This window comes from Luteimonas sp. RIT-PG2_3 (assembly GCF_054902115.1).
This window is the reverse complement of the sequence record NZ_JBUBPF010000011.1, coordinates 79,395-102,384: the sequence shown is the minus strand read 5'-3', so window position 1 is coordinate 102,384 and position 22,990 is coordinate 79,395. Positions and strand designations below refer to the sequence as shown.

Below are 22,990 nucleotides of genomic sequence, written 5' to 3'. Positions count from 1 at the left end.
CATCAGGCCCTGCTTCCATCAGGCGTCGTCCTTGTCCTGTGCGGCCTTGTCGTGCGAGGCCTTGTGCAACGCGTTGGCCGTGCGCTGCGCGCGCAGGCCTGCGCCATAGCGCAGCGGCTGCGTCGGCGCCTGCCCCAGCGACAGTGCCGGGAACTGCGGTTGTGAGGTTGCCGTCTCCTGCGCGGGTGCCTTGCGGATCGCGACGCGCAGGTCGAACCAGGCCGCCTGGCCGGTGACCGGGTCGGCATTGGCGTAGTCGCCGCGCGGTGTCCGGTCGGAAATCAGGTGGTTCATCAGGAAGCCGGTATCGCCCTCGGGTGCATCCTTCGCCAGTCGCCAGGCACCGCGGCGCTTGCCGATCGCGTTCCAGGTCCAGACGGTGTCGGGCTGCACGTTGCTGGCGAACTTCGCCTGCACAGTGATGCTGCCGTTGTGCGAGCTGACCTCCAGCCAGTCCTCGTCGGCGATGCCGTGGCGGGCGCCGGTCTGCGGATGCAGGTACAGCCAGTTGCGCGTCGCGATCTGGCGCAGCCAGGCGTTCTGCGATCCCCAGGCGTGGTACATGAACATCGGTCGCTGGGTCACGGCGTTCAGCGGGAACGTCTCGCGCGAGGTCTGGTCGTGCTCGAACGGCTCGTACCACAGCGGCAATGGATCGAAGTAGGTCGCCACGCGTTCGCGATGCGCCTCCGGCGGCTGCTGTGGTCCATGTCCCTGCGCGGCGAGGCGGAAGCGCTGCAGGGGTTCGGCGTACAGCTGCAACACGATCGCTTCGGTGCTGCCAAGAAAGCCGAAGCGCTGCGCCCACGCGAGGTAGTCGCGGTTGGCCATCTTGAAATAGCGCGCGCTGGTCGGCAACTCTTCGCGCCAGAAGCCGCCGTTGTCGATGTAGCGCTGCAACTGGCCGGGATTCGGCGACCCCTTGCCATGCTGGCTGCCATCGCCGCGCCAGCCCGCGAGCAGGCCGACGCCGGGCGCGCGCTGGTGGTGGACGATATAGTCGGCATAGTCGCGATAGACCGGCTTACCGTCGTCGTCGACCATGCCGGGCAGTTGCAGACGTGCACCGAGGTCGAGCAGCACCGACTGGAAGCCGCGCACGTCGCGGCCGGGCGATTGCGTGGCCGCGTCCAGCACCGGGTGCCGGATCGCGTCGCTGGCGCCATCGGCATCGGAGATCGGGCGGTCGAGCAGGCTGATCGCGTCGAAGCGCTCCAGGTAGGTGGTGTCGGGCAGTACCAGGTCGGCGTAGGCGACCATCTCGCTGGCGTAGGCGTCGGCATAGATGATGTGCGGGATGCGGTACTCACCGGCCTCGTCCTTGTCGGTCAGCCAGTGCATCGTCTCGGTGGTGTTCATCGCCGAGTTCCAGCTCATGTTGGCCATGAACATCATCAGCGTGTCGATGCGGTAGGGATCGCCGGCCCAGGCGTTGCGGATCACGGTATGCATCATGCCGTGCGCCGACAGTGGGTAGGCCCACGAGAACGCATGGTCGATGCGTCGCGGCTGTCCGTCGGCATCGACGACCAGGTCTTGCGGGCCATGCACGAAGCCCAGCGGCGGCGCGTCCAGCGTGCCGTTGTCGCGGCGCAGCTTGCCCGGACGGTTCGGCAGCGGGATGGGCTTGGGATACGGCGGCTGGTAGCGGAACGAGCCGGGCGCATCGACCGCGCCCAGCAGCAGCTGCAGCAGGTGCAGCGCGCGGCAGGTATGGAAGCCGTTGCTGTGCGCGCTGATGCCGCGCATCGCATGCATCGAGACCGGCCGCCCGACCATCTCGGCATGCTCGCGGCCCCAGGCATCGGTCCACGCGATCGGCAACGTCAGCGGATCGTCGAAGGCGGCCGCGGCGAGTTCGCGCGCGATCCGGCGGATCGTCGCGGCGGGAATGCCGCAGCGATCGCTGACGCCATCGGGCGAATATTGCGGATCGAGGTAGCGTTCGACGATCAGCTGGAACACCGGCACCGCGAGGCCGCCATCGGGCAGCGCGAATTCGCCGACGACCGCAGGTGTGATGTCGATCGCGTCGGCGCGCGCGAGGGCGCCGGCGTCGCGATCCCAGCACAGCGCATGGCCATCGGCGTCGCGCGCGAACAGGCCGTCCTGCGCGCCACCGGGCTGCCGGATCACCAGCCAGTGCGCGTTGGCATAGCGGACCAGGTAATCGAGGTCGATACGGTCCATGCGCAGCAGTTCGTGGATCAGCGCGAACGCGAACAGGCCATCGCTGCCGGGACGGATGCCGATCCATTCGTCGGCGATCGCGCCATAGCCGCTGCGTACCGGATTGATCACGACGATCTTGGCGCCGCGCCCCTTGAGCTTGCCGAGCCCGAGCTTGAGCGGGTTGGAGTCGTGGTCCTCGGCGACGCCCCACAGCATCAGGTAGCGCGTGTGTTCCCAGTCGGGCTCACCGAATTCCCAGAAGCTCCCGCCGAGGGTGTAGATGCCGCCGGTCGCCATGTTGACCGAGCAGAAGCCGCCATGCGCGGCGTAGTTGACGGTGCCGAACTGCTGCGCCCACCAGCCGGTCAGCGCCTGCGACTGGTCGCGGCCGGTGAAGAACGCAAGTTCATCGGGGTTGCGTGCGCGGATCGGTGCCAGCCAGCCGGTGGCGATCGCCATCGCCTCGTCCCACTCGATCTCGCGGAACTCGCCGCTGCCGCGTTCGCCGACGCGCAGCAGGGGCTTGTCGAGCCGGGCCGGCGAATAGTGCTGCATGATCCCCGATGCACCCTTCGCGCACAGCACGCCCTGGTTGACCGGATGCGCGGGATTGCCCTGGATGTAGCGGATCCTGCTGCCATCGGGGCCATCGCTCAGCCACACCTTGATGCCGCAGCGGCAGGCGCACATGTAGCAGGTGGTGGTCTTCACCTCGTCGCCGGGCGACGGCGAGAGATCGATGGCTGGCTCTTTTGGAGCGGGCGACGTCATGCCGCTATTGTGCCTGTGTCGCGCTGTCGACGTCAGATATTCACGGACGACAGGCTTCGCGCTCGCGGTGCAGCGCTTCCTGCAACCGCCCGCTGTCGCCGCCGGGAGACAGCCGGGCGATGTGGTTGCGGATCCGTGGGCAGGGGCCGGCGCTGTAGCCGGGGCCGCCGAAGAATTCGCCGATCGATGCGACCACGGCCGCGGGGGGCGGCGGTGGCCGTTCGCGGAACCGCTCCCGGCGCGGCGTCCATGCCGGGCCCGTCGGGAGGGGGCGGGCCGTCCCGAGGGGCGCGGGTCAAGGCCTCGCGCCAGCTGCGGTTGCGCCCGACCATCCTGTTGCGCGGGCGCCGGCATCCGTTCGTCACCGCGAGTGGGCATAATCTCCCCATGGACCGATACGAACGCATTCTCTCGCTGCACCGCATCCTCAAGACTTCGCGCTATCCGGTGACGGTGGTGCGGTTGCAGGACGAACTCGAATGCTCGCGGGCGACGGTCTATCGCGACCTGGCCTTCCTGCGCGATGCGCTGATGGCGCCGGTGACCGGCGATGGCGAGTCCGGCTTCCGCTACGACGCCGAGGATGGCGGGCGTTTCGAGTTGCCCGGCCTGTGGTTGAACTCCGATGAATTGCATGCCCTGCTGGCCGCGCAGCAGTTGCTGTCGCGCAGTGGCGGCGGCGTGCTGTCGAGCGCGCTGGCGCCTTTGCAGTCGCGCATCGACAAGCTGCTGGACGAGCACTCCGCCGGCAAGCAGTGGCCGGTCGAACGCGTCCGCGTCATTCCGCATCGCGGCCGGCGCATGGACGAGCATGCGTTCCGCAATGTCTGCTCGGCGGTGCTGCAGCGCAAGCAGCTGTCGTTCGAATACCGCGCGCGCTCGACCGACGAGAAGACCCGTCGCACGGTGTCGCCGCAGCGCATCACCCATTACCGCGACAACTGGTATCTCGACGCCTGGGACCACGAGCGCGATGCGCTGCGCAGCTTTTCGGTGGATCGCGTCGTCGCCGCGCGCGTGCTCGACGCTGACGCCCGCGACATCGACGAGGCCGAGCTCGATACCCACCTGGCCGGCAGCTACGGCATCTTCTCGGGCCCGCCGAAGGGCATCGCGACGATCCGCTTCACCGCCAAGGCCGCGCGCTGGGTGGCCGACGAGCACTGGCATTCCCAGCAGCAGGGTCGCCATCTGCCCGATGGCCGCTATGAGCTGAAAGTGCCCTACAGCGCCGCGCGCGAGCTGTTGATGGACGTGCTGCATTACGGGTCCGACGCCGAGATCGTCGAGCCGGCATCGCTGCGCGAACAGGCGCGTTCGCTGCTGGCACTGGCGCTGTCCAATTACGACAGTTGATCAGACCCAGATGTCGACCCCCTTGCCGACACCTGCCGTGCCGTCGCTGCGGTGCCGCGTGCCCGATGTGGCGATGACCGCGACATGGCGGCGCCGATGACGCCTGCGGTCCCCGGGCATCGCCCGCCATCGGGCGAGGTTGCGCCCGTCGTGCTCCCACCGGTCCGCGAACAGGTCGCACTGGTGCTCGGCGCCGGCGGCGCGCGCGGGCTGGCGCAGATCGGCGTCATCGAAGTGCTGGAGGAACGCGGCTTCGAGATCGTCACGATTTCCGGCGCGTCCAGTGGCGCCCTGGTCGGCGGCATCCATGCGGCCGGCAAGTTGCGCGAGTTCCATGCGCGGCTGGCCGCGATGACGCGCCGCGATTTCGTGCGTCTGCTCGATCCCGGCTGGCGACGCCCCGGCGTGCTGCGCGGGACGCGGCTGGTCGATGCGATGCGCGAAGTCGTCGGCAATCCGCTGATCGAATCCCTGCCGGTGCAGTTCACCGCGGTCGCGGTCGACCTGCAGCGCCAGCGCGAGGTCTGGCTGCAGGATGGCCCGTTGTGGGATGCGCTGCGGGCCTCGTTCGCGATCCCCGGATTGTTCACGCCGCATGTGGTCAATGGCCGCTCGCTGGTCGATGGCGGCCTGCTGGCGCCGCTGCCGATCGCGGCGACGCGGTTGTCGGACGCGCATCGCCTGATCGCGGTCGACATGCATGGCTGGCCGGCGCGACCACCGGGGCGGCTGGCACAGCCGACGCGACCCGCGGCGGACGACGACGGCGAAGACTCCATTGGCGAACGCATCGGCGACTGGTTCGACCGTCGTCTTGGTGGCAGCGATGACGGCAACGCCTCACAGATGGGGCTGGTCGAGATCATGTCGCGCTCGCTGGACACGATGCAGGCGCAGATCTCGCGCGTGCAACTGGCGCTGGATCCGCCCGAGCTGGTGATCCGCATCCCGCGCGACGTCTGCCAGTTCTACGAGTTCTGGCGTGCCGCCGAGCTGGTCGAGGTCGGGCGCCGGGAAGCCACCGCCGCGCTGGACGCCGCCGGCTACTAGGCGGCGAGTCCCGGTTCCGTCGGTGGCGCGGGCGAGGGACACCCCGAGGCCCGACGTCCGGGCGCCGTCGCCATGGAGAGGCCGGTAGACGGGCCCAGGACCAGCGCCGTTCTGGTCGCGACGCGGGGTCGCAGCTTCTGAGATGGGCCCGTCGCAAGCTGGCCTTCCTGTCAGCGAGGTCGCCCCGATGTCCGCAATCACCGCTTCTTCCCCGGTTTCCCCACGTACGTCCCTGCCGCTGCTCGAACAGTGCCTGATCGGCGCGGTCGTCGTGGGGGCGGTCGCATGGTCGTCGCTGTCGGCGCTGCCCGGTGCCGCGGCCGGCCTCGGCTGGCTGGTGGTGCTGCCGCTGGCAAGCCTGCTGACTGCGTTTCTTCTTCGGCTGTCGCGTCGCCGTCACCCTGGGGCCTCGTCAGTCCGGGTGCGGCGACGCCGGCAGGCCGTGTCCGTCCGTGCCTGGCATCCGGCCCGCGGCAGTGCCCGGATGCCGGCACGGGCTATCCCGGCGCGGGCGATCCCGGCGCGGACCGTCGCAACGCCCGTCGCGCGCCACGGCTGAGGACCGTCGGGCCCCGGTCTCCTCCTGTCGTTTGGGGAGGTACCGGAATGTCACGGTCCCTGGACGGGGTGGTTCCTGGTCTCCCCGGCCACCCTGCGTAGGCAGACTGCCCGGCTCGGCCCCTTCCGGGACGACAGGGCCTTGGGGCAGGCGCACAACCGTGGGGCGCCTCGTGTCGCCGCCGCGCTGGGCCCCCGCCCACGTTGCGCAGGCCTCCCGCCGTTCCATGTGGTCGCGCCTCCGTCCGTGACCGGCGAGGGGCTCTCCAGTGGCTTACCAGCACTGGCTTATCCGCGGCCCCTCGATGGCCACAAGCCCACTTCCGGCACTCGGGGTGCTTGCGCCGCTGTGCTAGCGTCCCCGGTTCCATTGAACGGAGACGTTGCATGTCGATATTGACGCAGGCCTGCATGGCCGCAGGCGTGGCCATCGGACTGGCCGCTGCGGGTCCGCTGCAGGCCCAACAGGCGAACGCACCGGAGGCCAACGTGAGCGGCACCAAGCAGGACAATCCCCAGCAGGGCGATCCCTACCAGTGGCTGGAGGTGGTCGAGGATCCCAAGGCGCTGGACTGGGTCAAGGCGCAGAACGCCAAGGCCGAGGCCGAGCTTGCCGCCAGCCCCGAATTCAAGGCGCTGGAAGCGGATCTGCTGGCGGTCTATGACTCTACCGACAAGATTCCCGGCATCTACAAGCAGGGCGAGTGGTACTACAACTTCTGGCGCGACAAGCACAACGAGCGCGGCCTGTGGCGGCGCACCACGCTGGAGGAATACCGCAAGCCGCAGCCCAAGTGGGAGACCGTGCTCGACCTCGACGCGCTGAACAAGGCCGAGGGCACCAACTGGGTCTGGGGCGGCGCGAACTGCCTGCGCCCGAGCCAGGACGGCGAGCCCTACCGTCGCTGCCTGATCGCGCTGTCGCGCGGCGGCGCCGATGCCACCGTGACCCGCGAATTCGACCTCGACAGCAGGACCTTCGTCGACGGCGGCTTCTCGCGCCCGGAGGCCAAGGGCGGGCTGCAGTGGATCGACCAGGACAACGTCTACGTCTTCAGCGACTTCGGCGACGGCAGCCTGACCAGCTCCGGCTATCCGCGCATCCTCAAGCACTGGAAGCGCGGCACGCCGCTGGCCTCGGCCAGCGTGGTCTACGAAGGCAAGCCGGACGACATGTACATCTCCGGCGGCCGCGACGATACGCCGGGCTTCGTCCGCGACTACGTGTCGCGCACACTGGCGTTCTACAACGACGAGCTGTACCTGCGCGGCACCGACGGCACGCTGGTCAAGATCGACGCGCCCAACTCGGTCAACAAGGGCTTCCACCGGGAATGGCTGACTTTCGAACTGCGCGAGCCGTGGACCGTGGGCGGAAAGACCTACCAGGCCGGCTCGTACCTGGTCGCGAAGTTCGACGACTTCATGGCCGGCAAGCGCGAGTTCGACGTGCTGTTCGAGCCGACCGACACCAGCTCGCTGGCCGGCGTCACCTTCACCCGCAACCATGTCGTGCTCAACGTGCTCGACAACGTCAAGAACACGCTGACGGTGCTGACCCACGGTGACAACGGCTGGACGCGCAACGCGTTCGACGGCGTGCCCGCGCTGGGCACGGTCAGCGTCGGTGCGGTCGACAGCGACGAGGACGATGCGGTCTGGCTGACGGTGACCGACTACCTGACCCCGACCCGGCTGATGCTGGCCGAAGCCGGTGCCGGTGCCGGCGCGATCGTGGTGCTGAAGACCCAGCCCGAGTTCTTCAACAGCGACACCCATGAAGCCGAGCAGCATTTCGCGACCTCCAAGGACGGCACGCGCGTGCCGTACTTCCTGGTGCGCCCGAAGGACATGCCGCTCGACGGCGGCAACCCGACGCTGCTGTACGGCTATGGCGGTTTCGAAATCTCGCTGACGCCGGGTTACTCGGGCAGTGTCGGCAAGGGCTGGCTGGAGCGTTCGCGCAATGGCCGCCACGGTGTCTACGCGGTCGCCAACATCCGCGGCGGTGGCGAGTACGGGCCGCGCTGGCACCAGGCCGCGCTGAAGGCCAACCGGCACAAGGCCTACGAGGATTTCGCCGCGGTCGCGCAGGACCTGATCGCACGCAAGATCACCTCGCCGGCGCACCTGGGCGTGCGCGGGGGCAGCAACGGCGGCCTGCTGACCGGCAACATGCTGACGCAGTACCCGGAGTTGTTCGGCGCGGTCGTGATCCAGGTGCCGTTGCTGGACATGCAGCGTTACCACAAGCTGCTGGCGGGCGCGTCGTGGATGGCCGAGTACGGCAATCCCGATACCGCCGACTGGGAGTTCATCCGCACGTTCTCGCCGTACCACCTGCTCGATCCGGCCCGCACCTATCCGCCGACGCTGCTGCTGACCTCGACTCGCGACGACCGCGTGCATCCGGGGCATGCGCGCAAGATGCACGCCAAGATGCTCGACGCCGGCAAGGACGTGCGCTACTACGAGAACATCGAGGGTGGCCATGGCGGCGCTGCGAACAACCAGCAGGCTGCGCACATGGATGCGCTCTACTACAGTTTCCTGTGGCAGCAACTGGGAAAGTAGGGCGATTGCGTCCCGGCGTGCCGGGAGCCCCGTCCTGAGAACCTGTTCAAAGTCTGTCGCGAGCGCAGCCAGGTGGCGCGTGGTGTGCATACCAATGAGAGCGGGCAGAAAGCGCAATGTACGTGGAGGTACATGAGCAACCGAGCACCGCACGCGCGCCAGATGGCAAGCGCAGCAAGACTTTGAGCAGGTTCTGATGTGCAAAGGCTTGCGGCCGGCGGCGGGAGCGATCCCGCCGCCAGCGCCGTCCCGATCTTCCATCGGCGGATGTTGCATCCGCCTCCATCGGACCCCATCCATGACACCTGCTTCCCGCAAGCCCGCCGCCGCGCTGTCCACCACCCGGCCGCGCACGTCCCGGCTCGCCAAGCCCGTCCCCCTCCTGATCGCGACCTCCCTGCTGATGACCATGATGTCCGCCTGCAGCCCCGGCAACGATGCCGGTTCCCCCGATACCGCCGCCGCATCCGCGCAGGCGCCCGCGCAGACGGTCACCGCGGTGCCGCCCGATGTCGAGCAGCGCCCGCACGTGGTCAAGGCGCCACATGGCGCCGAGCGCAACGACGAGTATTACTGGCTGCGCGACGACAAGCGCGAGGACAAGGCGATGCTGGCCTACCTCAATGCCGAGAACGCCTACGCCGATGCGGTGATGGCGCCGCTGAAGGCCAACGAGGACACGCTGTACGCCGAGTACATCGCCCGCATCAAGCAGGACGACAGCTCGGTGCCGTATCGCGAGCGTGGGTACTGGTACTACTCGCGCTTCGAGACCGGCAAGGACTATCCCGTGCACGCGCGCCGTGCCGATGCCGAGGGCCTGGACGCGCTGTCGATCCAGAGGCGCAACGAAGGCGCGGATTTCGCCAGCGAGCAGGTGCTGCTGGACGTCAACGCGCTGGCCGCCGGCAAGGACTACTACAACGTCGGCAACTACGCGGTCAGCCAGGACAACCGCCTGCTGGCCTACGCCGACGACACCAACGGCCGCCGCCAGTACACGATCCGCGTCCGCAACCTCGACACCGGCGAGGTCCATGCCGACCAGATCACCGGCACCTCGGGCGACATCGTCTGGACCGACGACAACAAGAGCCTGCTGTACATCGAGAACGATCCCGAGACCCTGCTCAGCAAGCGCGTCAAGCGCCACGTGCTGGGCACACCGGTCAATGCCGACACCCTGGTCTACGAAGAGCCCGACGACAGCTACTACATGGGCATCGACCGCACCCGCGACGACAGGTACATCGTGATCCACTCGTCGAGCACGGTGGCCGATGAACTGCGTTATGCGCCGGCCGCCAACCCGGTCGACTTCAAGGTGCTGGCGCCGCGCCAGCGCGATGTCGAATACAGCGCCGACCATGCCGGCGGCCGCTGGGTCATCCTGACCAATGCGCCCGGCAGCGACGGCAAGCCGGCGACCAACTTTAAGCTGGTCACCGCGCCCAGCGCGTCGACCTCGCGCAAGGACTGGAAGGACCTGGTCGCACATGACGACAAGGTCTTCATCGAAGGCTATGAGGTGTTCGACGGCTTCATGGCGGTCGCCGAGCGCTCCGATGCCCTCGAGCGCGTGCGCGTGATCAAGGCCGACGGCAGCAGCGAGTACGTCAAGGCCGACGAGCCGGCCTATTCGATGGGCCTGTCGGTCAATGCCGAGACCGATACCGACTGGCTGCGCTACGCGTACACGTCGATGACCACGCCGGCCACGACCTACGAGCTCAACATCAGGACCGGCGAACGCCGCCAGCTCAAGCAGCAGCCCGTACTCGGCTACGACCCCTCGCAGTACGTGACCGAGCGTCTCTGGGCGCCCGCGCGCGATGGCCGCAAGGTGCCGGTGTCGGTGGTCTACCGCAAGGGCTTCGAGAAGAACGGCAAGGCCGCGCTGCTGCAGTACGCCTATGGCAGCTATGGCGCCTCGACCGATCCGGGTTTCAGCGCGACCACGGTCAGCCTGCTCGATCGCGGCATGGTCTATGCGATCGCGCACATCCGCGGCGGCCAGGAGATGGGCCGGCAGTGGTACGACGACGGCAAGCTGCTGCACAAGATGAACACGTTCACCGATTTCATCGACGTCACCAAGTTCCTGGTCGATGAAGGCTATGCGGCCAAGGACCGCGTTGCGGCGATGGGCGGCAGTGCCGGCGGCCTGCTGATGGGCGCGGTGTCCAACCTCTCGCCCGAGAGCTATCGCGTGATCATCTCGCAGGTGCCGTTCGTCGACGTGGTGACGACGATGCTCGATGCCAGCATCCCGCTGACCACCAACGAGTACGACGAGTGGGGCAATCCGGAGCAGAAGCCGTACTACGACTACATGCTGACGTACTCCCCGTACGACAACCTGGCCGCGAAGGCCTACCCGGCGATGTATGTCGGCACCGGCCTGTGGGATTCTCAAGTGCAGTACTGGGAGCCGGCGAAGTACGTGGCGCGACTACGCGATCTGAACACCAGCAAGTACCCGGTGATCTTCCGCACCAACATGGAAGCCGGCCACGGCGGCAAGTCCGGCCGCTTCCGCCGCTTCCGCGAAACCGCCGAAGCGATGGCGTTCTCGCTGGACCAGTTGGGCGTCAAGGGCGGCTGAGGCGCGCCTGGTGGAATCGGGCCGGTGTCGCCGGTTCCCGTTGGGCCTGCCTAGAATGCCGGCATGACCGCGTCCGATCCGCTTCCGCCCGCCGCTCCCGTCCGCAAGGTCCGCTTCCGCTGGGCCTGGTGGCTGCTGGCCTATGCGGCGCTCGGGCTCGGCGTGGTCGGCATCTTCCTGCCGGGGCTGCCGACGGTGCCGTTCATCCTGTTGTCGGCATTCGCGGCGGCACGGGGGTCGGAGCGCCTGCACCGCAGGCTGCTCGACGATCCCCGGTTCGGTCCGATGATCCGCGACTGGCAGCAGCATGGTGCGGTCAGCCGGCGCGCCAAGCGCCTGGCGGTGACGATGATGTCGCTGTGCGCGGTGATCATGTTCCTGACCGCGCCGCGCTGGTGGATGGCCGCCAGCGGGACCGCGATCATGGTGATCGTCGCGACCTGGCTGTGGCAGCGGCCGGAACCGCCGGGCGGCTGAGGACAGCGTCTCCCGGCGCGCATCGCAGGCCGGGCCCGGCCTGAATATGCCGCATCCCCGGTCCCGCCGGGTTTCCGCCGGTCCGGGGCTCCGGGCTACACTTGCGGGCATGAACATTCGTCCTGTCTGGCTGCTCGCCGCCCTGATCCCCGTCCTGTCCGCCTGCGGCAACAAGGGGCCGCTGATGCACCCCTCGCGCGTGCCGCCGGAAGATGCGGGCCGTTACCTGATCAAGCCCAAGCTGCCGCCGCAGCAGGACGCGGACCAGAACGTCGACCAGAACCGGACGCAGGACGCGCCGCTGCAGGACCGCGAGCAGGACCGCGAGCAGGACCGCGAGCAGGACGTGCAGGACGCGCAGGACGCCATCGACGAGCCTGCTGCCGATGCGACCGGTGCCGCGCAGACGCCCGTCGCCCCGGTGGCGCCCGTCGTCCCGACCGACAAGCCGTGATGCGCCCGGTGCGATCGCGATGAGCGCACCCCGCCCATCTCTGCGCTTCTCCAAGATGCATGGCGCCGGCAACGACTTCATCGTGCTGGACCTGCGTCATGGCCAGCCCGAACCGTCGCCCGCGCTGTGTCGCGCGCTCGCCGACCGCCATACCGGTGTCGGCTACGACCAGATCCTGACGATCGCACCGCCGCGCTCGGCGGACGCGGTGGCTGCTTATGGCATCTGGAATTCCGACGGCTCGCCGTCGCAGCAATGCGGCAATGGCGCGCGCTGCGTCGCCGCGTGGCTGGTCCGCGAAGGTGCGGCGGCCGCGTCGCGTTTCGTGCTCGACAGCCCGGCCGGCAGCCATCTGGCCGAGGATCTGGGCGAGGGCCGCTTCCGGATCGCGATGGGTCGCCCCGAGTTCGAGCCCGCACGGATTCCGCTGGCTGGCTTCGCGGTGTCGCAGGACACCTATGCGCTGACGCTTGGCGATGGCCTGGGGCAACCGCCGATCGAGTTGGGCGCGGTCTCGATGGGCAACCCGCACGCGGTCATCGAGGTGACGTCGGTCGATGTCGCGCCGGTCGCGCACTGGGGACCGGCGGTGCAGCGGCTGGCGAATTTTCCGGAATCGGCGAACGTCGGTTTCGTCCAGGTGATCGATGCCGGCCATGTGCGCCTGCGCGTGTTCGAGCGCGGCGTCGGCGAGACGCTGGCCTGTGGTAGTGGCGCCTGCGCGGCCGCCGCGGTGCTGATGCGCCGTGGCCGCATCGCGCGCGAGGTCACGGTGTCGCTGCCCGGCGGCGACCTGCAGATCGCGTGGCCGCATGACGAGGCCAGCGTCATCATGTCGGGGCCGACGGCTTTTGTTTTCGAAGGGGAATGGATCGGATGAGCAACACCGAAAAAATGGGCGCGCACGAAGTCGCGGCCTGGCTGCGACGCCAGCCGAAGTTCCTGCAGCAGTTCCCGGACCTGGCCCTGAGCCTGGTGGTGCCGCGCGAGGATGGCCCGGCGGCGTCGCTGGCCAGTTACCAGCTGGAAGTGCTGCGCGACAAGAACCGCGAACTGAGCCGCAGGCTGCATGACCTGTACGCGGTGTCGCAGGACAACGAGCGTCTGGCCGTGCGCACCCACCAGCTGACGCTGGCGTTGATGCGGCAGGGCAGCGCGGCCGGCGTGGTGCGCGCGATGGCGGCGACGCTGGCCGAGGATTTCAACGGCGACCTGGTGCGGATCGTGCTGTTCCACGCCCCCGAGGGCCTGACCGGCGAAGCAGACCAGGATGACAGCTGGCTGCAGGTCATCGCGCGCGACGATCGTGCGTTGGCGCCGTTCCACGATGCTTTGAAGGATGGCGAGCCGCTGTGCGGCCGCCTGCACCCGGACAAGCAGGCACTGCTGTATGGCCCGCGCGTCGACGAAGTGCAGTCGAGCGCGCTGCTGCCGCTGGAAGGCGTCGGCATGATCGCGGTCGGCAGTCGCGACGGCAACCGCTTCTATCCCGGCATGGGCACCCTGTTCCTGCGCATGATGGGCGAAGCGTTCGAGATCGCGCTGCGCAGGTTCGATGGCTGATGGTCGCGCGCGGGCCCGCAGCGCGTAGCCGCGCGGCTCGCTCCGCAGCGGCAGGCATGGGCGGCGGCACGCAGGCGCGCCCTCGGGCCGGGAGGCTGCGATGATCGAAGCATTCCTGTCGCATCTGCAGGTCGAGCGGCGGATGTCTCCGCATACGCTCGATGGCTACCAGCGCGACCTGCTGGCCTTGCAGGACTGGAGCCGCGCCCAGGGCGTGACCGATGTGCTGCAACTGCAGACCGAGCAGTTGCGGATGTTCATCGCCGCCGAGCATCGGCGAGGCCTGTCGCCCAAGAGCCTGCAACGCCGCCTGTCGGCCTGCCGCAGTTTCTTTTCGTGGCAGCTCAAGCACGGTCGCATCGCGGCCAATCCGGCCAGCGGCATCCGCGCGCCGAAGGCGCCGCGCAAGTTGCCGCAGGTGCTCGATCCCGATGAAGCCAAGGCCCTGGTCGAAGTCCCGACCGACGGCCCGTTAGGCCTGCGCGATCGCGCGATGCTGGAGCTGTTCTATTCCTCGGGCCTGCGCCTGAGCGAGCTGTGCCAACTGCACTGGCGCGACCTGCACCTCGACGACGGGCTGGTCAGCGTGCTCGGCAAGGGCAGCAAGCAGCGCATCGTGCCCGTGGGCTCGCATGCGCGCGAGGCGCTGGCGCAGTGGCGCAGCGAAACGGGCGCCGGCAACGATACGCCGGTGTTTCCCGGTCGTGGCGGCAGGCCGATCAGTCCGCGCGCGATCCAGATCCGCATGCGCCAGCTCGCGCAGCGCCAGGGCCTGTTCAAGCGCGTGCATCCACACCTGTTGCGGCATTCCTTCGCCAGCCATGTGCTGGAGTCGTCCGGCGACCTGCGCGGCGTGCAGGAACTGCTCGGCCACGCCGACATCGCGACGACCCAGATCTATACCCATCTCGATTTCCAGCATCTGGCCAAGGTCTACGACGCCGCGCATCCGCGCGCGAAGCGGCAAAAGGATTGATCGCCCCAAGGAAAGGAATTCCCATGAGTGAAAAGCCCCGGCCCGATGCGCGCTGGATACCTGTGATGATCGGGCTGTTGCTTGCAGTCCTGGCCTTGAACGCGGGTGCGCAATCTCCACCCGACTGGTCGACGCTGCTGAAGGCAAATCGTCCGTGGGCGGCCTTGCATGAACTTCGGCAGCGTCCGGAGCTGGCGCAGATTGCCGCGCAGGTCGCAGTCTTCGCGGGGGATGAAGCGCCGGCCTGCGCATTGTTCGGGCACGTGGAATTTGCCGATGGTGTCGAATACCGCGATGCGGTTGACGTCATTGCGGAGCGCGTGGCGGATCATCGGATCGTGATGCTCAACGAGTCGCACTTCAGGAGCGCGCACCGGGCATTCCTGTCGCGTTTGCTGGACGTGTTGCATGCGCGGGGATTCAGCGTGTTGGCTGCAGAAACATTCGGCTCGCAGGCGCCGGGTCGGCTGGGGAACGGCATCGTCGATGTCGATACCGGCTTTTACGTGGCGGATCCCACCTTCGCGGCTGCGCTGCGGAAGGCGCATGCGCTGGGCTGGGATTTCGTCCACTACGAAGCGATGGGGAACAAGGAGGCGCGCGAGTCCGGGCAGGCCAGCCATCTTGCGGCCTGGATCGAATCCAATCCCGGGCGCAAGTTGCTGGTCTACGCAGGCGCGTCGCATATTTCCAAGGTTCCCGAGGACGGGTGGATGGCGTCGCGTTTCATCGCGCTGACGGGCATCGAGCCGATCACGATTGCGCAGGGCGCAACCGCTTGCCCCGACAAGGAGCAAGCATGGCCGGTCGATTCCAGAGCGCCCGTGGTTGCGATGCGGGATGGGCAACCTGTCAGGGGAAGAGGAAACGCTGACATCGTCGTGATGCATCCTCCTGCCGCCATCGCGGCCGTCGAGGCGATGAACGGTGGGCTGATCCCGATCTGTGTGGAGCGTGTTCAGGAAGATACGTTGCTACGCGCGTTCGCCCAGGGCGATGCCGCGTCGGCCATTCCGCGAGCGCAGGTGATCGTGAAAGCGGGAGAGGGGGGCGGCAACCTGAGGCTGGCGCCAGGGCGGTGCCGGATGGAGCGCGAGCGCGTCGGTTCACGAGAGGTCATCGGAGATGTCGATGTCTCCGCTTTGCCACCGGGTGACTGCCTCGTGGCGGATCGCGCGGCCATAGACCTGCCAAAACGCTGAGCCGTCCGGGCGCCGATTGCCGTGCCAGCCTTGAACCGTCCGCGGTTGTCCCCATCCAAGGAATTCGATCCCCGGAGGCCGCATGGACCCCAGCCAGAACCCCAATGTGTTCCACGCCACGACGATCCTGTCGGTGCGCCGCAACGGCAAGGTCGCCGTGGCCGGTGACGGTCAGGTCACGCTTGGCCACACCGTGATGAAGGGCAATGCGCGCAAGGTGCGACGGCTCGGTGCCGACGGTCAGGTGCTGGCCGGTTTCGCGGGTGCGGCAGCCGATGCCTTTACCTTGTTCGAGCTGTTCGAGTCCAAGCTCGGCAAGCACGGCCAGTTGCAGCGTGCCGCGGTCGAGATGGCCAAGGACTGGCGCACCGAACGCCGCTTCGGAAAGCTCGAGGCGCTGCTGGCGGTGGCCGACAAGGACACCTCGTTGATCATCAGCGGCACCGGCGATGTCATCGAGCCCGAGGACGGCATCATCGCGATCGGTTCCGGCGGTTCCTATGCGCTGTCGGCGGCACGCGCGCTGCTGGCGCACACCGAGCTCGATGCGCGCGCGATCGCGACGGAAGCGCTGCACATCGCCGGGGACATCTGCATCTACACCAACCGCAACGTCGTCGTCGAAGAACTCTGATGGCGGTCGGTTGCGTTTGCAGCGCAGCTTGAGAGGACGCTGACGACACAGGTGGCGCGCGCGAGGCAGCGCGTACGACCGTGCCGACGCCCCAACCAGCCAAGCCAACGACAAGACCTTCCGCGCCATCCGTCCTGCGCGCCCAAGCGGCACCGCAGGCCGGACTCCCCATGTACCCCCCACGTACCCTGATGTACGCCAGACACGCCCTGCAGGCCACCACGGACGCCCCCATGCCGAACAAGCCCGATACATCCAACTCCACCATGACGCCGCGCGAGATCGTGCAGGAACTCGACCGCCACATCGTCGGCCAGTCCTCGGCCAAGCGCGCGGTCGCGATCGCGCTGCGCAACCGCTGGCGCCGCGCGCAGTTGCCGGACGACCTGCGCAACGAGGTGATGCCCAAGAACATCCTGATGATCGGGCCGACCGGCGTCGGCAAGACCGAGATCGCGCGTCGCCTGGCGACGCTGGCCAATGCGCCGTTCGTCAAGGTCGAGGCCACGCGCTTCACCGAGGTCGGCTACGTGGGCAAGGACGTGGAGCAGATCATCCGCGATCTTGCCGACACCGCGGTCAAGCTCTACCGCGAGCAGGCCAAGCAGCGCGTGCGCACGCAGGCCGAGGAGCGCGCCGAGGACAGGATCATCGATGCGCTGCTGCCGCGTCGCGAAGCGCCGTCGAGCGGCTTCGGCTTCACCAACACCGCCACGGTCGACATCGGTGCGGAGCCGTCGAGCAAGGAGTCGGAAACCCGGCAGAAGCTGCGCCGGCAATTGCGCGCAGGTGAGCTCGACCAGCGCGAGATCGAACTGGAGATCGCCGCCAGCGCCGGCGTCGACATCATGACCCCGCCGGGCATGGAGGAGATGGGCCAGCAGTTGCGGCAGATGTTCAGCAACCTCGGTGGCGGCAAGACCCACAAGCGCTCGCTGACGATCAAGGCCGCACGCCCGCAGCTGATCGAGGAAGAGGCCGGCAAGCTGGTCAACGAGGACGAAGTCCGCGAAGCCGCGATCGAGGCCTGCGAGCAGCATGGCATCGTGTTCATCGACGAGATCGACAAGGTCGCCAAGCGCGGAGAGAACATCGGTGGCGGCGATGTCAGCCGCGAAGGCGTGCAGCGCGACCTGCTGCCGCTGGTCGAGGGCAGTACCGTCAGCACCAAGTACGGCTCGGTGAAGACCGACCACATCCTGTTCATCGCATCGGGTGCGTTCCATCTGGCCAAGCCCAGCGACCTGATTCCGGAAATGCAGGGCCGCTTCCCGATCCGGGTCGAACTGACGGCGCTGAGCAAGCAGGATTTTGTACGCATCCTGACCGAGCCCAAGGCAGCGCTGACCAAGCAGTACGTCGAGCTGCTGAAGACCGAAGGTGTCGGCCTGACGTTCGCCGACGATGCCGTCGACCGGCTGGCGGAGATCGCCGCGCAGGTCAATGAGCGACAGGAGAACATCGGCGCACGCCGGCTGCACACCGTGCTCGAACGCCTGCTCGATACGCTGAGCTACGAGGCGCCCGACAAGGACGGCAGCACGGTCGTCATCGATCGCGCCTACGTCGATGCGCACCTGGGCGAGCTGGTGCAGGATCCGGACCTGAGCCGCTACATCCTGTAAGCCTTTGCTGTCTGCCCGCAGGAATGGTCACGCCTTGAGCGACAGGGCCGGCGATTGCCATAATCGCCGGCCCTGTTGGAGACACCGTCCATGAACCTGTTGCTCCGGATCGTCGCGATCCTGCAGATCGCCGGCGGTTTCTACGGCCTGTTTTCCGCGTTGCCGGCCTTGCTGGACGGGCGTGCCAGCGTGGTCCTGTTGATCGGCATGCTGCTGTCGGGCTTAGCGCTGGTCGCTGGCGTGCTGCTGATCGAAGGCCATGCCCAGGGTGAGCGCATGTCGCGGATCGCGCAGGGCCTGCAGGTGCCGCTGGTCGCCACGTCGTGGTTCAGCTATGCGTGGCACACCGGGGCCAGCGTGCCGCTGTTCCTGCGCTTCGGTCGTTCGGTGACGGCCGACATCGACTGGTCGCTGCCGTCGCAGGGCCTGCGGCTGGCCGCAGGCGGCCCGGCCACGGCCGTCATCGGCGTCAACGTGCTGGCGCTGGTGCTGTGGCTGGTGCTGTGGAGCCGGCGCTGACGGAATAGCGCGCGTCCCGGCCTGCCGGGCGCCGCTGCACATGCCGATAACGCGGGCGTGGCAGAATCAGTGTCCCCCGTAACCCGATGCAAGAACACCTATGGAATGGCTGTCCGACCCGACGATATGGATGGGTCTGACGACCCTGGTGGTCCTCGAGATCATCCTGGGCATCGACAATCTGGTGTTCATCGCGATCCTCGCCGACAAGCTGCCACCTGAGCAGCGCGATCGCGCACGCATCATCGGATTGTCGCTGGCGCTGCTGATGCGGCTGGTGCTGCTGGCGCTGCTGGCCTGGATCATGAAGCTGACCGAGCCGCTGTTCGCGGTGTTCGGCCATGCGTTCTCGGGGCGCGACCTGATCCTGCTGGTCGGCGGCCTGTTCCTGTTGTTCAAGGCGACGATGGAGCTGCACGAGCGGCTCGAAGGGCGTGCCCACGACAGCGGCGGCAGGAAGGCGTACGCGGCATTCGGCGTCGTTGTCGCGCAGATCGTCGTGCTCGACGCGGTGTTCTCGCTGGACTCGGTGATCACCGCGGTCGGCATGGTCGACAACCTGGGCGTGATGTACGCCGCGGTGACGATCGCGATGGCGGTGATGCTGCTGGCCAGCAAGCCGCTGACGAGCTTCGTCAACAAGCATCCGACAGTGGTCGTGCTGTGCCTGGGCTTCCTGCTGATGATCGGCTTCAGCCTGGTCGCCGAGGGGTTGGGATTCAAGATCCCGAAGGGCTACCTGTACGCGGCGATCGTGTTCTCGATCCTGATCGAGGCGTTCAACCAGTGGTCGCGTTTCCGGCGCGAGCGCAATGCCCGGCAGCTGCCGTTCCGCCAGCGCACGGTCGAGGCGGTGTCGCGGCTGCTCGGTGCGCGTCCCGACAGCGTGGAAGGCGAGGACGCGGCGGCCGAGCATGCGCAGGACGGCGGCGGCGATCGGCTGGAAGCCTCCGAGCACGACATGATCCGCAGCGTGCTGAGCCTGGCCGAGCGCCCGGTGACCAGCGTGATGACGGTCCGCAGCGACATCGCGTGGATCGACGCGACGCGTGGCATCGCGCATGCGACCGAGCGCCTGGTCGCGTCGCCGCATACCCGCCTGCTGGTCTGCGATGGCGAGCTGGATCAGCTGCTCGGCATCGTGCAGAGCAGCGACCTGCTGTCGAGCGTGCTGCAGGGCGCGGCGCTGGAGGTCACCGATTTCGTCCGCGAACCGCTGGTGGTGCAGGAGGGCACCTCGACGTTGCGGGTGCTCGAGCAGATCCGCGCGCATCCGATCCCGCTGGCCGTGGTTGTCGACGAGTACGGCAGCATCGAGGGCATGGTCACGGCCAACGACCTCCTGGCGACCATCGCCGGCGACCTGGCCGACACCCGCGACGCCGACTATGGCGCGGTGCTGAACGACGACGGCAGCTGGACGGTCGACGGGTCGATGTCGATGGAGGACGTCCAGCAGGCCACCGGGATCGCGCTGCTCCGGGAATCGACCTACGTCACGCTGTCCGGGCTGCTGCTGCACGCGCTGGACAGGATGCCGGCCCAGGGCGACCGCATCGAGCGGCACGGCCATGTGCTGGAGGTGCTGTCGCTGGAACGGCGCCGGGTCGGCAAGCTGCGGCTCGCCGCGGGCGCGAATGAGGGATAATCCGGGCATGAGCGACGAATCCCCCAAATCCGGTACCACCCATTTCGGTTTCCGCGATGTCCCGGTCGGCGACAAGCAGAAGCTGGTCGGCGAGGTGTTCTCCTCGGTCGCCGGCAACTACGACCTGATGAACGACCTGATGAGCCTGGGTATCCACCGGCTCTGGAAGCGCTATTTCGTGTCCACCGCACAGGTCAAGCGCGGCGACCGCGTGCTCGACCTGGCCGGTGGCACCGGCGACATCGCGGCCCTGCTGAAGGATCGCGTCGGCACGACCGGCGAGCTGGTGCTGGGCGACATCAACGGCGCGATGCTGCGCGTCGGCCGCGACCGCATGATCAACCGCGGCAACGTCAACGGCTTCGACTACGTGCAGTGCAACGCCCAGCAATTGCCATTCCCCGATGCCAGCTTCGACCTGGTGACGATCGCGTTCGGCCTGCGCAACGTCACCGACAAGGATGCCGCGCTGGCCGAAATGCTGCGAGTACTGAAGGTCGGCGGGCAGGCGAGGGTGCTGGAGTTCTCGGAAGTGACCTCGGACTGGTTCAAGCCGATCTACGACTTCCATTCGTTCAAGGTGCTGCCGCGGCTGGGCAAGCTGTTCGCCGGCGATGCCGACAGCTACCAGTACCTGTCGGAGAGCATCCGCAAGCATCCGCCGCAGGATGCGCTGAAGTCGATGATGGAGGGCGCGGGCTTCGCGCGCTGCCGTTACCGCAACCTGTCGGGCGGCATCGTCGCGATCCACGACGGTTACAAGGCCTGATCGCACCCGATTGCCCATGGGCGCATTGCGCCCGCCATGCGTCGTGCTGTCCGCGCGGCGCGGCGGTGACCCGCGCATCGGCGATCAACACATCGGCGCTTCTAGACGGACCGCGGTTCGCGCCCATCGAAGCCCATGCAAGCGCATGCGAGCTCATTCGAACTCACGGGTACTCCAGCAGCGAAGTGCCGGGCCGCGCTTCTGCGGGCCCGGTAGCGTCAGCCGGGCTCGCCCGCGGCGAGCGCGCGCCAGTGCTGCAGCTCCTGCAGGCGGCCGGTACGGCGCAGGTATTCGGTGTCGACCTCGGTGCCGTTGACCAGTCCGGCGGCGACGTGCACGGCACCGGCCAGCCAGAACGCGCCGGGCGCGCGGCCCGGGGCGGCGTGGTAGGCGACGGCGGCGACGATCGGCTCGGGCAGTCCCCACATGCCCAGCAGGTAGGCGCCGGCGATGCCGTGCGGGACGTCGGCCGAGCGGACTTCCGGCGGCATCAGCAGGCCCACTTCGGACAGCAGGCCGGCGGTCGCGGCCAGGCCCGAACCGCTGCCGGGCAGCAGTTGCGCGGCCAGCCACGAGATCCGCAGCGCGCGGTCGCGCATGGCCTCGGCCTCGGCACCTGACGAAAACACTTCGCAGGCCAGCACCAGCCGGCGCAGGGTGTCGTTGCCCAGCCGGACCACGGCCGTGCGCAGGTCGCCGATCTCGCGGCCGGTCGCGTAATAGGCCGAGTTGCTGAGCCGCAGCACGCGCGCGGTCAGCGCCGGGTCCTGTGCGATGACGTCGCTGATCGCCGGGGCGGCGACATCGGGGTCGCGCAGCAGACGGGTCAGCGCGAGGTACTGGGTCGGCGCCGACGGCAGCGCGCCGACGCGTTCGAGTGCCGCCTTCAGCGCCGGATCCGACAGCAGCACCTGCAGGTCGAGCACGCTCTGGATGGCGTCGACGACTTCATGCGAGGTCATCGGCTTGGGCAGCACGCGGTGGGCATGTTCGAGCGCGGCGACGGCGCGACGGTTGTCGCCGGGCTCCATCAGCGCAATGCGGATCGCATGCGGCTGGCGCTGGCGCACCTGGTCGAGCAGCCACTGGCAGCGGCTCCAGCCGCTGTCGGCGTCGCAGATGAAGACGTCGGGTTCGAGGTCCGCCGCCGAGCCGGTCGCGGCATCGCCGAGCGGCATCCATGTCACCTGCCAGTCGAGGCCATCGCGGGCGATATCCGCCTGCAAGGCCGCGATTTCGTCGTCGTGCTCCCATGCCACTACCAGATGCACGACCACTCCTCGGCGAATGCGGATGAAGGTCGCCATGATAGCAACGCAGGCGGGCATGCAACGCGGCATTGCATGCGTTGGCGTCGGCCATGCCGCGTGCGCGCGTTCAAGCGTCGCCCAACGGTACGCGGGCGGCGACCTGCGTGCCGCTGCCTGACGATGTTTCCTCGAGCCGGCCGCCGGCCAGCGTAGCGCGCTCGCGCATCGAGCGCCGGCCGAATCCGGGGGCAGCATCGACATCGAAACCTCGCCCGTCGTCGCTGATGCGGAGGCGCAGCGCATCGGCATCGGCATGGAGATCGACCTGGACGCGACGCGCGCCGGCGTGCCGCAGGGCGTTGCCGATGGCTTCCTGGGCAATGCGGTACAGCGCCAGTTCCCGTGCCGGTGTCGCGCGCGGCAGTGTGGCCTGCGCCTGCAGCGCGACCTCGACCGCGCCGCGCGACTGCAGCGTGCACAAGGCTTCGAGCGCCGCCGCCAGTCCCAGCGTGTCGAGCTGTGGCGGATGCAGTCCATGCGCGATCGCGCGCACGCGCACCACCGCTTCGTCGGCCAGCACCAGGATGTCGTCGGTCAGCGATTGCTGGATCGGGGATTGCAGCTGTGCCGCCAGGGCGTGCGCGCTCAGGCGCAGCGCGGCCAGGATCTGTCCGAGGTCGTCGTGGAGGTCGCGCGCGAGCGCACGGCGGTCGTTCTCCAGCGCATCGAGCAGGGCGGCCGTGGCGGCGGAGGGTGCGACATCGGGGCGGTCCGGGGTCGGCATGGC

Annotated in this window: 20 protein-coding genes; 16 read left to right on the top strand and 4 right to left on the bottom strand. The window is 68.2% G+C overall.

The annotated features are described in order from the left end of the window. Positions 1 to 18: 18 nt before the first annotated feature. Both ACYX7E_RS15695 and ACYX7E_RS15690 read right to left on the bottom strand, forming a co-directional pair. Positions 19 to 2,943 (bottom strand): molybdopterin oxidoreductase family protein, encoded by a 2,925-nt coding sequence (locus ACYX7E_RS15695; RefSeq protein ID WP_462081529.1) that lies wholly within the window; start codon positions 2,941 to 2,943, stop codon positions 19 to 21. A gap of 40 nt (positions 2,944 to 2,983) precedes the next feature. Then, the gene (locus ACYX7E_RS15690; protein WP_462081528.1) at positions 2,984 to 3,139 is read right to left on the bottom strand and encodes a hypothetical protein; all 156 of its coding nucleotides are present in this window, start codon (positions 3,137 to 3,139) and stop codon (positions 2,984 to 2,986) included. A gap of 191 nt (positions 3,140 to 3,330) precedes the next feature. Between ACYX7E_RS15690 and ACYX7E_RS15685 the strand changes: the two genes are divergently transcribed. The 16 genes from ACYX7E_RS15685 to ubiE all read left to right on the top strand — a co-directional run bounded on the left by ACYX7E_RS15685 (position 3,331) and on the right by ubiE (position 20,953). Beyond that, positions 3,331 to 4,299 (top strand): helix-turn-helix transcriptional regulator, encoded by a 969-nt coding sequence (locus ACYX7E_RS15685; protein ID WP_462081527.1) that lies wholly within the window; start codon positions 3,331 to 3,333, stop codon positions 4,297 to 4,299. Positions 4,300 to 4,449: 150 nt separating this feature from the next. Next, positions 4,450 to 5,349, top strand: coding sequence for a patatin-like phospholipase family protein (locus tag ACYX7E_RS15680; protein WP_462081526.1), 900 nt, complete (start codon positions 4,450 to 4,452; stop codon positions 5,347 to 5,349). A 187-nt stretch (positions 5,350 to 5,536) separates the two neighbouring features. After that, positions 5,537 to 5,908: a hypothetical protein gene (locus ACYX7E_RS15675; RefSeq protein WP_462081525.1), complete on the top strand. Its 372-nt coding sequence runs from the start codon at positions 5,537 to 5,539 to the stop codon at positions 5,906 to 5,908. 386 nt (positions 5,909 to 6,294) lie between these two features. Continuing rightward, complete coding sequence (locus tag ACYX7E_RS15670) at positions 6,295 to 8,481, top strand: prolyl oligopeptidase family serine peptidase (RefSeq protein WP_462081524.1); 2,187 nt, start codon at positions 6,295 to 6,297, stop codon at positions 8,479 to 8,481. Positions 8,482 to 8,779: 298 nt separating this feature from the next. Further along, positions 8,780 to 11,086: a S9 family peptidase gene (locus ACYX7E_RS15665; protein ID WP_462081523.1), complete on the top strand. Its 2,307-nt coding sequence runs from the start codon at positions 8,780 to 8,782 to the stop codon at positions 11,084 to 11,086. Positions 11,087 to 11,149: 63 nt separating this feature from the next. Further along, the gene (locus ACYX7E_RS15660) at positions 11,150 to 11,563 is read left to right on the top strand and encodes a YbaN family protein (RefSeq protein WP_462081522.1); all 414 of its coding nucleotides are present in this window, start codon (positions 11,150 to 11,152) and stop codon (positions 11,561 to 11,563) included. Between the two features lie 109 nt (positions 11,564 to 11,672). Further along, the gene (gene lptM, locus ACYX7E_RS15655; protein WP_462081521.1) at positions 11,673 to 12,017 is read left to right on the top strand and encodes an LPS translocon maturation chaperone LptM; all 345 of its coding nucleotides are present in this window, start codon (positions 11,673 to 11,675) and stop codon (positions 12,015 to 12,017) included. 19 nt (positions 12,018 to 12,036) lie between these two features. Further along, positions 12,037 to 12,897 (top strand): diaminopimelate epimerase, encoded by an 861-nt coding sequence (gene dapF, locus ACYX7E_RS15650; RefSeq protein WP_462081520.1) that lies wholly within the window; start codon positions 12,037 to 12,039, stop codon positions 12,895 to 12,897. Then, positions 12,885 to 13,580 (top strand): DUF484 family protein, encoded by a 696-nt coding sequence (locus ACYX7E_RS15645; RefSeq protein WP_462081519.1) that lies wholly within the window; start codon positions 12,885 to 12,887, stop codon positions 13,578 to 13,580. The genes dapF and ACYX7E_RS15645 overlap by 13 nt, the downstream gene beginning before the upstream one ends. A 100-nt stretch (positions 13,581 to 13,680) precedes the next feature. Then, the gene (gene xerC / locus ACYX7E_RS15640; protein ID WP_462081518.1) at positions 13,681 to 14,556 is read left to right on the top strand and encodes a tyrosine recombinase XerC; all 876 of its coding nucleotides are present in this window, start codon (positions 13,681 to 13,683) and stop codon (positions 14,554 to 14,556) included. Positions 14,557 to 14,579: 23 nt separating this feature from the next. Then, positions 14,580 to 15,758: a hypothetical protein gene (locus ACYX7E_RS15635; RefSeq protein WP_462081517.1), complete on the top strand. Its 1,179-nt coding sequence runs from the start codon at positions 14,580 to 14,582 to the stop codon at positions 15,756 to 15,758. 82 nt (positions 15,759 to 15,840) lie between these two features. Beyond that, the gene (hslV, locus tag ACYX7E_RS15630; RefSeq protein WP_462081516.1) at positions 15,841 to 16,392 is read left to right on the top strand and encodes an ATP-dependent protease subunit HslV; all 552 of its coding nucleotides are present in this window, start codon (positions 15,841 to 15,843) and stop codon (positions 16,390 to 16,392) included. 233 nt (positions 16,393 to 16,625) lie between these two features. Then, the gene (gene hslU / locus ACYX7E_RS15625; RefSeq protein ID WP_462081575.1) at positions 16,626 to 18,017 is read left to right on the top strand and encodes an ATP-dependent protease ATPase subunit HslU; all 1,392 of its coding nucleotides are present in this window, start codon (positions 16,626 to 16,628) and stop codon (positions 18,015 to 18,017) included. Between the two features lie 90 nt (positions 18,018 to 18,107). Next, on the top strand, positions 18,108 to 18,536 hold the full coding sequence (locus tag ACYX7E_RS15620) for a hypothetical protein (protein WP_462081515.1): 429 nt from the start codon (positions 18,108 to 18,110) through the stop codon (positions 18,534 to 18,536). A gap of 100 nt (positions 18,537 to 18,636) precedes the next feature. Further along, complete coding sequence (locus ACYX7E_RS15615) at positions 18,637 to 20,184, top strand: TerC family protein (RefSeq protein WP_462081514.1); 1,548 nt, start codon at positions 18,637 to 18,639, stop codon at positions 20,182 to 20,184. A gap of 7 nt (positions 20,185 to 20,191) precedes the next feature. Beyond that, on the top strand, positions 20,192 to 20,953 hold the full coding sequence (gene ubiE / locus ACYX7E_RS15610; protein WP_462081513.1) for a bifunctional demethylmenaquinone methyltransferase/2-methoxy-6-polyprenyl-1,4-benzoquinol methylase UbiE: 762 nt from the start codon (positions 20,192 to 20,194) through the stop codon (positions 20,951 to 20,953). Positions 20,954 to 21,171: 218 nt separating this feature from the next. On the opposite strand, the gene ACYX7E_RS15605 is transcribed toward ubiE, so the two are convergent. Both ACYX7E_RS15605 and ACYX7E_RS15600 read right to left on the bottom strand, forming a co-directional pair. Then, positions 21,172 to 22,224, bottom strand: a complete 1,053-nt coding sequence (locus ACYX7E_RS15605; protein ID WP_462081512.1) for an HDOD domain-containing protein — start codon at positions 22,222 to 22,224, stop codon at positions 21,172 to 21,174. A gap of 106 nt (positions 22,225 to 22,330) precedes the next feature. Then, positions 22,331 to 22,987 carry a sensor histidine kinase gene (locus ACYX7E_RS15600; RefSeq protein ID WP_462081511.1) on the bottom strand — a complete coding sequence of 219 codons (657 nt, stop codon included), beginning with the start codon at positions 22,985 to 22,987 and terminating at the stop codon, positions 22,331 to 22,333. Positions 22,988 to 22,990 lie beyond the last annotated feature (3 nt).

Bases quoted from the DNA above. Each gene is read 5' to 3' on its own strand.
- ACYX7E_RS15695 (WP_462081529.1), bottom strand. From the start codon at position 2,943: ATGACGTCGCCCGCTCCAAAAGAGCCAGCCATCGATCTCTCGCCGTCG.
- ACYX7E_RS15685 (WP_462081527.1), top strand. From the start codon at position 3,331: ATGGACCGATACGAACGCATTCTCTCGCTGCACCGCATCCTCAAGACT.
- ACYX7E_RS15675 (WP_462081525.1), top strand. From the start codon at position 5,537: ATGTCCGCAATCACCGCTTCTTCCCCGGTTTCCCCACGTACGTCCCTG.
- ACYX7E_RS15670 (WP_462081524.1), top strand. From the start codon at position 6,295: ATGTCGATATTGACGCAGGCCTGCATGGCCGCAGGCGTGGCCATCGGA.
- ACYX7E_RS15665 (WP_462081523.1), top strand. From the start codon at position 8,780: ATGACACCTGCTTCCCGCAAGCCCGCCGCCGCGCTGTCCACCACCCGG.
- ACYX7E_RS15660 (WP_462081522.1), top strand. From the start codon at position 11,150: ATGACCGCGTCCGATCCGCTTCCGCCCGCCGCTCCCGTCCGCAAGGTC.
- lptM (WP_462081521.1), top strand. From the start codon at position 11,673: ATGAACATTCGTCCTGTCTGGCTGCTCGCCGCCCTGATCCCCGTCCTG.
- dapF (WP_462081520.1), top strand. From the start codon at position 12,037: ATGAGCGCACCCCGCCCATCTCTGCGCTTCTCCAAGATGCATGGCGCC.
- ACYX7E_RS15645 (WP_462081519.1), top strand. From the start codon at position 12,885: ATGGATCGGATGAGCAACACCGAAAAAATGGGCGCGCACGAAGTCGCG.
- xerC (WP_462081518.1), top strand. From the start codon at position 13,681: ATGATCGAAGCATTCCTGTCGCATCTGCAGGTCGAGCGGCGGATGTCT.
- ACYX7E_RS15635 (WP_462081517.1), top strand. From the start codon at position 14,580: ATGAGTGAAAAGCCCCGGCCCGATGCGCGCTGGATACCTGTGATGATC.
- hslV (WP_462081516.1), top strand. From the start codon at position 15,841: ATGGACCCCAGCCAGAACCCCAATGTGTTCCACGCCACGACGATCCTG.
- hslU (WP_462081575.1), top strand. From the start codon at position 16,626: ATGCCGAACAAGCCCGATACATCCAACTCCACCATGACGCCGCGCGAG.
- ACYX7E_RS15620 (WP_462081515.1), top strand. From the start codon at position 18,108: ATGAACCTGTTGCTCCGGATCGTCGCGATCCTGCAGATCGCCGGCGGT.
- ACYX7E_RS15615 (WP_462081514.1), top strand. From the start codon at position 18,637: ATGGAATGGCTGTCCGACCCGACGATATGGATGGGTCTGACGACCCTG.
- ubiE (WP_462081513.1), top strand. From the start codon at position 20,192: ATGAGCGACGAATCCCCCAAATCCGGTACCACCCATTTCGGTTTCCGC.
- ACYX7E_RS15600 (WP_462081511.1), bottom strand. From the start codon at position 22,987: ATGCCGACCCCGGACCGCCCCGATGTCGCACCCTCCGCCGCCACGGCC.